This window comes from Pseudomonas sp. GW821-FHT09C08, assembly GCF_059418125.1.
The window spans coordinates 410,697-421,797 of sequence record NZ_JBWKPG010000006.1; the positions used below are offsets into that span (position 1 = coordinate 410,697).

Consider the following 11,101-nt stretch of genomic DNA (forward strand, 5'->3'; position numbering starts at 1 on the left):
GGCGTTGGTCCAGCCAATACATCCGGTGACTGACAGACCGTATTCGCGAGCAAGCCCGCTCCCACATTTGGAGGGCGGCGTCGGCTAGACCCATTCCTTCAGGCGATACCACAGCATCCCCAACGCCAGCAGTGGCGAACGCAAGGCCTTGCCGCCGGGGAAGGTCATGTGCGGCACCTGGCTGAAGATATCCAGCCCCTTGCTGTGGCCGGCGTGGATACCTTCGGCCAGCAGCCGTGCGCACCAGTGAGTGACGTTGAGCCCATGCCCGGAATAGCCCTGGGCATAGAACACATTCGGGTACTGCTGCAAGCGCCCGACCTGGGGAAAACGATTGGCCGTGATGCCGATCTTGCCGCCCCACTGGAACTCGATGGCCGTGTTGGCCAGTTGCGGGAATACCTTGAGCATTTTCGGCTGCATATAGGCGGCGATGTCCGCTGGATCACGTCCGGAGTAGTGACAGGCGCCGCCGAACAGCAGGCGGCGGTCGGCGGACAACCGGTAGTAATCCAGGCCGACTTTCTGGTCGCACAGCGCCAGGTTCTGCGGGATCAACTGGTTGGCCATGTCCTCCGACAACGGCTCGGTGGCGATGATGTAGCTGCCCGCCGGCAGCACCTTGCCGCTCAGGCGCGGCTCCAATTCGTCCAGGTGCGCATTGCACGCCAGCACCAGGTTGGCGGCGCGCACGGTGCCACCGGCACAGCGCACCTGCACCGTGTCGCCGTGGAGCAGTTCCAGCACTTCAGTGTGCTCGAAAATCCGCACGCCGAGGGACTCGGCCACATGCGCCTCGCCCAGCACCAGGTTCAACGGGTGCAAATGCCCGGAGCCCATGTCCACCAGGCCCCCGGCATACAGCGTTGAGCCGACCACTTGCTGCATATCCCCAGGGTCGACCAGGCGCGTTTCATGGGTATATCCCAGCGCTGCCAGGTGCGCCTGCTCGCCCTTGAACGCGGCGAACTGTGCCGGCGTATTCGCCAACTCACAAAAGCCCCAGCGCAGGTCGCAGTCGATGCCGTGCGCGCGAATCCGCTCGCCCACCAACGCCACCGACTCGATGCCCGCGCGCTCCAGGTAACGCACGCCCTCCTCGCCCACGTACTTGGCGAACCCCGAGACGTCATGACCAATCCCGCGAATCAACTGCCCGCCGTTACGCCCGCTGGCGCCCCAGCCAATGCGCCGGGCCTCCAGCAGGATCACCGAGAGCCCGCGCTGGGCCAACTCGATGGCGGTGTTGACGCCGGTGAAACCGCCGCCGATCACACACACATCGGCCGTCAGGTCGGCGTCCAGCGACGGGCGCGCCGGCATGGCGTTGGCCGAGGCGCGGTAGTAGGAATGGGCGTGGTCACTGGATGGGATCATTTATTGGTCTTCACTTTGCTCCAGGCGCGGGTCATCAGGCGCATGGTCGCCGGGGTCGGCGTGGTGGAAATGTAGAGTTTGTCGAGCACTTCCTGAGACGGGTACACCTCAGGGTTGTTCACCAGTTCCGGGTCCATGAACGCCTTGGCCGCGGGGTTGGCGTTGGCATAGCCGACCGAGGCACTGACCTTGGCGATCACTTCAGGGTCGAGCAGATAGTTGATGAAGGCGTGGGCTTCCTTCGGGTTGCTGGCATCGGCAGGAATCGCCAGCAGGTCGAACCACAGGTTGGAACCTTCCTTGGGAATCGAGTAGGCAATGTTCACGCCGTTCTTGGCTTCCTTGGCGCGGTTGGCGGCCTGGAAGACGTCGCCGGAGTAACCGAAGGCCACGCAAATATCGCCGTTGGCCAGATCCGAGATGTACTTGGAGGAATGGAAGTAGGTGATGTAGGGACGCAGCGTCAGCAGCTTGGCTTCGGCTTCCTGATAGTCCTTGGGATTCTCGCTGCGTGGGTCCTTGCCCATGTAGTTGAGGATCGCCGGGAAAAGCTCATCTGCCGAGTCGAGGAACGCCACGCCGCACTGGTTGAGCTTCTTGATGTTCTCTGGCTCGAACAGCACCGCCCACGAATCGATATGGTCGATGCCCAGCACTTGCTTGACCTTGTCGACGTTGTAGCCAATGCCATTGGTGCCCCACAGGTACGGCACCGAGTGCGCATTGCCCGGGTCGTTTTTCTCCAGCAGCTTGAGCAGCTTGGGGTCGAGGTTCTTGAAGTTGGGCAGCTGCGCACGGTCGAGCTTGAGGAACGCGCCGGCCTTCACCTGGCGTGCCAGGAAGTGGTTGGACGGCACCACCACGTCATAGCCGGTGCGCCCCGCGAGCAACTTGCCCTCCAGGGTTTCGTTGGAGTCGAACACGTCGTAGATCACCTTGATCCCGGTCTTGGCCTGGAAATCGGCCAAGGTGGTCTCGCCGATGTAGTCGGTCCAGTTGTAGACGCTCACTGTCGGCGCGGCCTGGCTGGCACTGCTGAACGCGGCCACCAGGGCCAGCGGGAGAAGCTTTTTCACGAGACGCATATCGACACCCCTTTTTTGGATTTTTTTTAGACGCTCAGCAACAGAAACTCACGTTCCCAGGAACTGATCACCCGCTTGAAATTCTCGTGCTCGGCGCGCTTGACCGCGACGTAGCCGCGCACAAACTTTTCGCCCAGGTACTGCTTGACCGTGTCGCAATCCTCCATGCGCGCCAGGGCGTCTTCGAGGGTGAACGGCAAGCGCAGGTTGCGGCGCTCATAGGCACGGCCTTCGACCGGCGCACTGGGTTCGATCTGCTCGATCATGCCCAGGTAGCCACACAGCAGACTAGCCGCAATCGCCAGGTAAGGATTGGCATCGGCGCCCGGCAGGCGGTTTTCCACGCGCATCGCGTCGGGGCTCGAGGTCGGCACGCGCAGGCCGACGGTGCGGTTCTCTTCACCCCACTCCACATTGACCGGCGCCGAGGTGTCCGGCAGGAAGCGGCGGAACGAATTGACGTTCGGCGCGAACATCGGCAACAGCTTGGGGATGTATTTCTGCAAGCCGCCGATATGGTGCAGGAACAGCTGGCTCATGCTCCCGTCGGCGTCGACAAACACCGGCTTGCCGGTGGTGATGTCGACCACGCTCTGGTGCAGGTGCATGGCGCTGCCCGGCTCGTCGGCCACTGGCTTGGCCATGAAGGTCGCGGCCACGTTGTGCTTGAGTGCGGCTTCGCGCAGGGTGCGCTTGAATACGGTGATCTGGTCGGCGAGGTCGAGGGCGTCGCCGTGGCGAAAGTTGATTTCCATCTGCGCCGGGCCGTCTTCGTGGATCAGCGTATCGAGGTCCAGGCCCTGGGCTTCGCACCAGTCATAGACGTCTTCGAACAGCGGGTCGAACTCGTTGGCGGCGTCGATGGAAAATGACTGGCGCCCGGTTTCGGCGCGACCGGAACGGCCAATCGGGGTCTTCAATGGCAGGTCCGGGTCCTCGCAGCGCTGGGTCAGGTAGAACTCCATTTCCGGCGCCACGATCGGCTGCCAGCCCTGGTCGGTGTAGAGCTGCAGGACCTTTTTCAACACGTTGCGCGGCGACAACTCGATAGGATTGCCCTGCTTGTCGAAGGTGTCGTGGATCACGATCGCGGTGGGTTCGATGGCCCAGGGCACCACGTAAGTGGCGTTGGATACCGGGCGGCAGATCATGTCGATGTCGGCCGGGTCGAGCAGGTCGTAGTAGATATCGTCGTCGACAAAGTCCCCGGTTACCGTTTGCAGCAACACACTTTCCGGCAGGCGCATGCCTCGCTCATGCAGGAACTTGTTGGTGGGTGCAATCTTGCCGCGGGCGATGCCAGTCAAATCACTGATCACGCATTCGACTTCGGTAATCTTGTGTTCTTTCAGCCAGGCGGACAGCTGATCGAAGGGGGCGTTCATAAGGACCTCGTCATGGGTTGGGTGCATGCGCCGGCTTGTACTCCTGGCGCATTGAGGTCTATCTTGGGCCAGCCTTCACAGGCCATCTATCCACTTTGCACGAACCACAACGCACCAATAGAGTGCGCACGGATCACCCATGACACAGGCAACAGCTTTGCGCGTACAGGCCTTCACCACCGGTGATGTGGCCGCTCAATGCAGTGCGACACCCGGCTGGGTGCAGCAGTACCAGCAGATGTCCCCGGGGCATTTTGCCGGGCAGATCCGCTACCTCGACCTGCAGGGCGTCGAGGTCTACGAAGAATGCATGAACACCCGCGTGGAGCAGCACTTCAACGCGCCACCGGGCTCGCTGGCGTTCTGTTTCGATGGCAGCGACAACGCGCTGTACATGCTCAATGGCGAGAGCCGCAACACCTGGATCACCCCGGAAAACTACCGTGAAGTGGCGGTGGTGTTCGGCCCGCAGTTCGTGCAGCGCCATGGCCTGGACGTGGCGAAACTCGAAGGCTTGTTCATGGCGCCGCTGACCTGCCAGCAGAATGCGCTGTTCACCCGCTGGCTCAGTGGCACGCTCACGCGCCTGGCCACGGTGATCGACCCGATCAGCCGCGATGCCCTGACCCAGCAATTGCTCGACGATTGCCTGTTTATTCTCGACAACGCCTGCGTGTGCCTGGACCGCAGCTCGTTGCAGCGGCGCAGCGAAGAACGCCGGTTGATGGCACGGATTGGCGAGTGGGCGGCGGACGCGCCGGATGAGACCATCAACCTGCTGGAGCTGGCCCAGATTGCCGGCGTGCCGCTGCGTCAGTTGCAGCAGGGCTTCAAGACCTACACCGGGATGAGTCCGGCGCAGTGGTTGCGGTTGCGTCGGTTGAATGGTGCGCGGCGTGAACTCTTGAGCTCAGCGGGTTCCACCGTCGCGGAGGTAGCGATGAACTGGTCGTTCTGGCACCTGGGGCGGTTTTCCAACAGTTATCGGGCGTTGTTCAAGGAACTGCCCAGCGAAACCCTCAAGCGTCATGGTTGATACACGGTTAACCCTGTGGGCGTGGGCTTGCTCGCGAAAGCGCTGTGTCAGGCAATGAATGTCTGACTGAGCCACCGTATTCGCGAGCAAGCCCGCTCCCCCAGTTGATTGCTATCAGGCTTGAGATTTGAGGAACAGACTCAGCAACTGATTCACCTGCTCCGCCGCCTCCAACTGCACCATATGCCCCTGCCCCGGCACAATCTCCACCTGGGCTTGCAACCCCTCGGCATGACTGGCCGGGATGATTGCATCGTCACTGCCCCAGATCACCAGGCTCGGCTGGCGACCCACCACGCTGCGCAAGTCCCGCGTCTGCCGCCCCCCATCAAACAGCTGCGCATTCAGTTGCCGCAGGGCCTGGTCCACGCCTTCCAGTCGCTTGAACTTGAGCATGTCCTCGAGCATTTGTCGCGTCACCAGCGCGGGGTCGCTGAACAGTTGCACCAGCTGCGGCTTGAGCGCGTTGCGGTTGTTGGCTTCGGTGAACCCTTGCAGGTAATCGCCGTTGATGTCCGCCCCCAGGCCGGCGCTGGCGATCAGGCTGAGTGAGGCAACACGCGCGGGGGCCTGGTCGGCAATCGTCAGCGCAACCAGCCCGCCCATGGAGTGGCCGGCCAGGTGCACGCGGTCGAGCCCGAGGTGATCGAGCAAGGCCAGCACGGCCTGGCTCAACTCGTCGGCATCGCCGTTGTGCAGGTGTTTGCCCGACTCGCCATGCCCCGGCAAATCCAGCGCGATCACGCGCCGCTCGGCCGCCAAGGCCGGTTGGTTGAACAGCCAGTTGTTCAAGTCGCCGCCAAAGCCATGCACCAGCACCAGCGGCGTGCCGCCTTCACCCAGGTCGAGGTAACGCAGCAAACGCCCGCCGACCTCGACCTTCTGCGCACTCGGTCCCGACGCTTCGGCTTCGGCGTTGCTTGAGACGAACCCTGCATTGAAACGCGCCACCACCGCATCGATCTCCTCTTCGGTGGCTTCGCCCTCCACCACAATCGCCAGCAGCGCGCCCACCGGCAGGGTCTCATCACTCAGCGCCAGCACCCGGCGCAGCACACCGCTGAACGGCGCCTCGACACTGCTGGAGATTTTGTCGGTCTCCACATCCAGCACCTCCTCGCCCTTCTCCACCCGGTCGCCCGGTTGTTTGAGCCAGACATCGAGGCGGCCTTCGGTCATCGACAGGCCCCATTTGGGCATGGTCAAGGTATGGATCATGCGGCATTCCTCTTGTCGGCGATCTTCAGCACGGCAGCCTCGATCTTCGCCGCGTTGGGGATGTACAGGTCTTCCAGGGCATCGGAAAACGGCACCGGCGTGTGCGGCGCGGTGACCATCTCGATCGGCGCGCGCAGGAACGAGAACCCCTGCTGGGCCACCAGTGCGCTGATGTCGGTGGCGATGGAGCAACGTGGGTTGGACTCGTCGATCACCACTAGGCGCCCGGTTTTCTCCACGCTTTCAAGGATGCTTTCTTCGTCCAGCGGGCTGGTGGTGCGCAGGTCCAGCACTTCGCAGTCGATCCCCTGGCGGGCCAGGTTGGCGGCGGCTTCGAGGGCGACATGCACCATGCGCCCGTAAGTCACCAGGGTCACGTCGCGGCCTTCGCGGACAAAGTTGGCTTCGCCGAACGGCACCGTGTACAGCTCTTCCGGCACCTCGCCCTGCAGGCTGTAGAGCAGTTTGTGCTCGAGGAAGATCACCGGGTCGTTGTCGCGGATAGCCTGGATCAGCATGCCCTTGGCGTCATACGGCGTAGCCGGGCACACCACCTTGAGGCCGGGGATGTGCGTCCACATCGAGGTGAGCATCTGCGAGTGCTGGGCCGCAGCGCGCAGGCCGGCGCCGTACATGGCGCGCACCACCAGCGGCGTGGTGGTCTTGCCGCCAAACATGTAGCGGAACTTGGCGGCCTGGTTGAGCAACTGGTCGAGGCAGCAGCCGATAAAGTCGACGAACATCAACTCGCACACCGGGCGCATCCCACGGGTCGCGGCGCCGACGGCCATGCCCACGTAGCCGACTTCGGACAGCGGCGCATCGAGGACCCGCTCGGGAAATTCGGGGTACAGGCCCTTGGTGACCCCCAGCACACCGCCCCAGGCGTCCTGCTCGCCCGGTGAGCCGGTACCGCCGGAGACGTCCTGGCCGATGATGAACACGCTCTGGTCGCGGCGCATTTCCTGGGCCAGGGCTTCGTTGATTGCCTGCTGATAGCTGATTTTGCGAGCCATGAAATTCTCTCCGAGTATTGTTGTTATTAGCGGTAGGCGACGTACACGTCACTCAACAGATCGGCGGCCTGGGGCTTGGGATCGGACTTGGCCAGGCGCACGGCGTCTTCGATCAACTGTGCGACCTCGCCGTCGATACGCTCGAACTGCGCGGCATCGAGCCAGCCTTCGGCGCTGCACCGCTGGCGGAACAACGCCAGGCAATCGTGGGATTCGCGCAGGTTCTTCACTTCATCCGGGCCGCGATAGGTTTGCGCATCGCCCTCGAAGTGGCCGTAGAAACGGCTCAGCTTGACCTCCACCAGCGTCGGCCCCTCGCCCTTGCGTGCCCGCTCCACCGCGACGCCAAGCGCCGCATGCACGGCGAAGAAATCATTGCCATCGACAATCACCCCCGGCATGCCAAAGCCCACGGCGCGCTCGGCAATGTCCTTGCACGCCACCGACCAGCCGGACCCGGTGGCCTCGGCATAGCCGTTGTTCTCGGCGACGAACAGGCACGGCAGTTTCATGATCGCGGCCAGGTTCATGGCCTCGAAGACCGCGCCTTCGTTGGAGCCACCATCGCCAAAAAACGCCACGGCCACGCCTTGGCTGCCCTTGAGCTTGGAGGCCAGCGCCGCGCCTGCGGCCAGCGGTGCACCGGCGCCGACAATGCCGTTGGCGCCGAGCATGCCCTTCTCCTGGTCGGCGATGTGCATGGAGCCGCCCTTGCCGCCGCACACGCCGGTTTTCTTGCCGTAGATCTCGGCCATCATGCCGAACACATCCACGCCCTTGGCGATGCAATGGCCGTGGCCACGGTGGTTGGAGGCGATGCAATCTTCATCGTTGAGGTGGGCCATGACCCCGGCAGCGCTGGCTTCCTGGCCGGCGTACAGGTGCACGAAACCGGGGATCTCGCCGGTGGCGAATTCCACGTGCAAGCGCTCTTCGAAATCACGGATGGTGCGCATCACGGTGTAGGCATGCAGCAATTGATCGGTGGACAGGTGAGTGGACATCTTGTTGTTCTCCAGGTTGTCTCGACACACAAAAGGCTGGCGTCGGCCAGCTGCAAGCGGTTCAGCACAGCCTGTGCCAAGGCGCGAAAAAACCTGGCTAAGCCTTGATCCAGAGCAGTGCCGTGCGGTTGTACCGGGGCGCGATGCCTGCGCAGAATGAGACGCGCCATTGCAGCCTGCAGGCTGCGTCTCAGGCCTGGTGAGACGCTGCGTCTCACGCCCGGCTGTTGGTCAGGCCGCCCTTGTCCGCCTGCGCCCATAGGCGCTTAATGGCCGGCATAACAACAAAGATCGAGAACCGGAGGCCTTATGCTCGCCGCGAACTCCAGAGAGCACGTCGACTGCGTCAGTCGCGTGGTCCGCAATGCCGATCGCCTGCCCCAGGCGCCGGTGCCGTCGCTGATTTTCGACTCCTGGCGCCGCTCCATGGAGCAACATCACCTGGACCCCGGCTCCCTGCAGGGGCCACGTATCCTCAGCGAACCCCTGCTCAAGGAATGCCGTGAGCGCGCCGAACTGTTCATGCGCATCGCCGGCGAAGCCGTCGGGCAACTGCACCACCGCGTGCGCCACGCCGACTACTGCGTGATGCTCACCGACGCCCAGGGCCAGACCATCGACCACCGCGTCGACACCGCCATTCGCAGCGACTGCCGCAAGGCCGGCCTGTACCTGGGCACGTGCTGGTCGGAAGCCGAAGAAGGCACCTGCGGCGTGGCCACGGTGCTGACCAGCAAGGCGCCGGTCACGGTGCACAAGCGCGATCACTTTCGCGCGGCCTTCATTGACCTGACCTGCTCGGCCGCACCGATGTTCGACCCGCAGGGCAACCTGCTGGGGGTACTGGATGCCTCGGCGCTCAAGTCCCCGGATGACCGGCGCAGCCAGCACCTGGTGCGGCAGATGGTGGCGCAGAGCGCGCAGGCCATCGAAAACGCCTTCTTCATGCACAGCGCTCGCCAGCACTGGGTGCTGCAGGCCCACAGCACGCCGGGCTATGTCGACAGCCAGCCCGACCTGCTGCTGGCCTGGGACCAGGACGGTCGCCTGCAGGCCCTGAACAGCAAGGCACGCCTGGCGCTGCGTCGGCGCTTTGGCCAGGTGCCGGAGCATATCGGCGAGGTATTCGACCTGGATGCCCTGCGCGCAGTCACCGATCAATCGGCCCAGCACCTGCAATGGCTGGGCGAACCCGGCGTGCTGCACGTGCGCGTCAACACGCCGCGTCGCACGCCCGCGCGCGCGGTCGCGATCACCCAGGTCGACCCGCGCGTGGATGAACACCTGCGCCTGGCGGTGCGAGTCAAGGACCGTAACCTGCCGGTGCTGGTGCAAGGTGAGACCGGTGCCGGCAAGGAAGTCTTCGCGCGCCAATTGCATCAGCGCAGCGCCCGGCGCGAGGGGCCGTTCGTGGCGGTGAACTGCGCGGCGATCCCGGAAAACCTGATCGAAAGCGAGCTGTTCGGCTATGTCGCCGGGGCGTTTACCGGCGCATCCAGCAAGGGCATGCCGGGGCTGTTGGTGCAGGCCGATGGCGGCACGCTGTTCCTCGATGAAATCGGCGACATGCCGCTGGCCCTGCAGACGCGCCTGCTGCGGGTGATGGCCGAAGGTGAGGTGGCGCCGCTGGGTGCGGCGAAAACCCGTGCAGTGGATATCCAGGTGATCTGCGCCAGCCACCGCGACCTGGCGGCACTGGTGAGTGAAGGACGCTTTCGCGAAGACCTGTACTTTCGCCTCGGCTGCGCGCGTTTCTGCCTGCCGCCGCTGCGCGAACGCACCGACAAACTGGCCCTGATCAATCGGCTGCTGGAACAGGAGGCCCGCCACAGTGGCATCGCGGCTGGCATCAGCCAGGCGGCGCTGGAAGTGCTGTTGGGCTACGCCTGGCCGGGCAATGTGCGGCAACTGCGGCACGTGCTGGCGTATGCCTGCGCGGTGTGCGAAGGCGGCATCCTGCAACTGGCGGATTTGCCGGTGGAAGTGCGTGGGGAACAGGTTGCGCTGCAGGCACAGGTTCAGCTGAGCCCGGAGCGCCAGGTGGTGCTGGATGCGCTGATCCGGCATCGCTGGAAGCCATCGCCGACGGCGCAGGCGCTGGGGATCTCACGGGCGACGCTGTACCGTCGCGTCAACCAACTGGGTATCGATATGCCTGGCAAACAGTGAACCTGTGGGAGCGAGCCCGCACAGTGGAATTGTGGCAGGCACAAGAATCAGTCCAGCCACAAATCAGTGTGGGAGCTGGCTTGCCTGCGATGGCGGTGGATCAGCTGCATCATGGTTGACTGAAACTGCGCCTTCGCGGGCAAGCCAGCTCCCACAGTGGAACTGTGTCAGGCACAAGAATTAGGCCAGTCCCTCCAAAACTGTGGGAACTGAGCCAGGCACAAGATTCAGTCCAGCCCCTCTAAAAACTGGGGGAACTGAGCCAGGCACAGGATTCAGTCCAACCGCAAATCAGTGTGGGAGCTGGCTTGCCTGCGAAGGCGGTGGGTCAGCTGCATCATGGTTGACTGATACACCGCTTTCGCGAGCAAGCCCGCTCCCACAGTGGAACTGTGTCAGACACAGGAATCAGGCTACCCCCTCCAAAATCTGTGGGAACTGCGCCAGGCACAAGATTCAGTCCAGTCCCTCCAAAACTGTGGGAACTGAGCCAGGCACAAGATTCAGTCCAGCCACACATCAGTGTGGGAGCTGGCTTGCCTGCGAAGGCGGTGGGTCAGCTGCATCATGGTTGACTGACACACCGCTTTCGCGAGCAAGCCCGCTCCCACAGTGGAACTGTGTCAGGCACCGGAATCAGTCCAGCCCTTTCAAAAACAATGGGAACTGAGCCAGGCACAGGATTCAGGCCAGCCCTTCCAAAAACTCTGGGAACTGAGCCAGGCATAGGATTCAGTCCAGCCACAAATCAGTGTGGGAGCGGGCTTGCTCGCGAAGGCGGTGGATCAGCTGCATCATGGTTGACTGACAC

Annotated in this window: 8 protein-coding genes; 2 read left to right on the forward strand and 6 right to left on the reverse strand. The window is 63.4% G+C overall.

The features are described from left to right. Positions 1-84: 84 nt before the first annotated feature. Genes AC07OJ_RS22640 through AC07OJ_RS22650 form a run of 3 tightly spaced genes read right to left on the reverse strand, consistent with a single transcriptional unit; the run spans position 85 to position 3,847 of the window. Positions 85-1,377 (reverse strand): NAD(P)/FAD-dependent oxidoreductase, encoded by a 1,293-nt coding sequence (locus AC07OJ_RS22640; RefSeq protein ID WP_495095237.1) that lies wholly within the window; start codon positions 1,375-1,377, stop codon positions 85-87. After that, a complete protein-coding gene (locus AC07OJ_RS22645) occupies positions 1,374-2,462 on the reverse strand; it encodes a polyamine ABC transporter substrate-binding protein (RefSeq protein WP_065906256.1) in 1,089 nt (362 codons plus the stop codon). The genes AC07OJ_RS22640 and AC07OJ_RS22645 overlap by 4 nt, the downstream gene beginning before the upstream one ends. Positions 2,463-2,488: 26 nt before the next feature. Continuing rightward, entirely contained in the window at positions 2,489-3,847 is a 1,359-nt protein-coding gene (locus AC07OJ_RS22650; protein WP_495095238.1) for a glutamine synthetase family protein, read from the reverse strand. Positions 3,848-3,986: 139 nt separating this feature from the next. Between AC07OJ_RS22650 and AC07OJ_RS22655 the strand changes: the two genes are divergently transcribed. After that, positions 3,987-4,883, forward strand: coding sequence for a helix-turn-helix domain-containing protein (locus AC07OJ_RS22655; RefSeq protein WP_120448314.1), 897 nt, complete (start codon positions 3,987-3,989; stop codon positions 4,881-4,883). A gap of 114 nt (positions 4,884-4,997) precedes the next feature. Here AC07OJ_RS22655 and AC07OJ_RS22660 read toward each other — a convergent pair whose 3' ends face one another. The 3 genes from AC07OJ_RS22660 to AC07OJ_RS22670 are packed head-to-tail and all read right to left on the reverse strand — an operon-like array spanning position 4,998 to position 8,121. Continuing rightward, the gene (locus AC07OJ_RS22660) at positions 4,998-6,101 is read right to left on the reverse strand and encodes an acetoin dehydrogenase dihydrolipoyllysine-residue acetyltransferase subunit (RefSeq protein ID WP_495095239.1); all 1,104 of its coding nucleotides are present in this window, start codon (positions 6,099-6,101) and stop codon (positions 4,998-5,000) included. After that, the gene (locus AC07OJ_RS22665; RefSeq protein ID WP_495095240.1) at positions 6,098-7,117 is read right to left on the reverse strand and encodes an alpha-ketoacid dehydrogenase subunit beta; all 1,020 of its coding nucleotides are present in this window, start codon (positions 7,115-7,117) and stop codon (positions 6,098-6,100) included. Before AC07OJ_RS22665 ends, AC07OJ_RS22660 begins: the two co-directional genes overlap by 4 nt. Before the next feature lie 26 nt (positions 7,118-7,143). Then, positions 7,144-8,121: a thiamine pyrophosphate-dependent dehydrogenase E1 component subunit alpha gene (locus tag AC07OJ_RS22670; protein ID WP_120448312.1), complete on the reverse strand. Its 978-nt coding sequence runs from the start codon at positions 8,119-8,121 to the stop codon at positions 7,144-7,146. Between the two features lie 309 nt (positions 8,122-8,430). On the opposite strand from AC07OJ_RS22670, the gene AC07OJ_RS22675 reads away from it, so the two are divergent. Next, positions 8,431-10,290, forward strand: coding sequence for a sigma-54-dependent Fis family transcriptional regulator (locus tag AC07OJ_RS22675; protein ID WP_495095241.1), 1,860 nt, complete (start codon positions 8,431-8,433; stop codon positions 10,288-10,290). Positions 10,291-11,101: the final 811 nt, after the last annotated feature.

Excerpts from the sequence above, each read along its gene's own strand:
- AC07OJ_RS22655 (WP_120448314.1), top strand. The coding sequence starts at position 3,987 with ATGACACAGGCAACAGCTTTGCGCGTACAGGCCTTCACCACCGGTGAT.
- AC07OJ_RS22650 (WP_495095238.1), bottom strand. The coding sequence starts at position 3,847 with ATGAACGCCCCCTTCGATCAGCTGTCCGCCTGGCTGAAAGAACACAAG.
- AC07OJ_RS22675 (WP_495095241.1), top strand. The coding sequence starts at position 8,431 with ATGCTCGCCGCGAACTCCAGAGAGCACGTCGACTGCGTCAGTCGCGTG.
- AC07OJ_RS22665 (WP_495095240.1), bottom strand. The coding sequence starts at position 7,117 with ATGGCTCGCAAAATCAGCTATCAGCAGGCAATCAACGAAGCCCTGGCC.
- AC07OJ_RS22660 (WP_495095239.1), bottom strand. The coding sequence starts at position 6,101 with ATGATCCATACCTTGACCATGCCCAAATGGGGCCTGTCGATGACCGAA.
- AC07OJ_RS22640 (WP_495095237.1), bottom strand. The coding sequence starts at position 1,377 with ATGATCCCATCCAGTGACCACGCCCATTCCTACTACCGCGCCTCGGCC.
- AC07OJ_RS22645 (WP_065906256.1), bottom strand. The coding sequence starts at position 2,462 with ATGCGTCTCGTGAAAAAGCTTCTCCCGCTGGCCCTGGTGGCCGCGTTC.
- AC07OJ_RS22670 (WP_120448312.1), bottom strand. The coding sequence starts at position 8,121 with ATGTCCACTCACCTGTCCACCGATCAATTGCTGCATGCCTACACCGTG.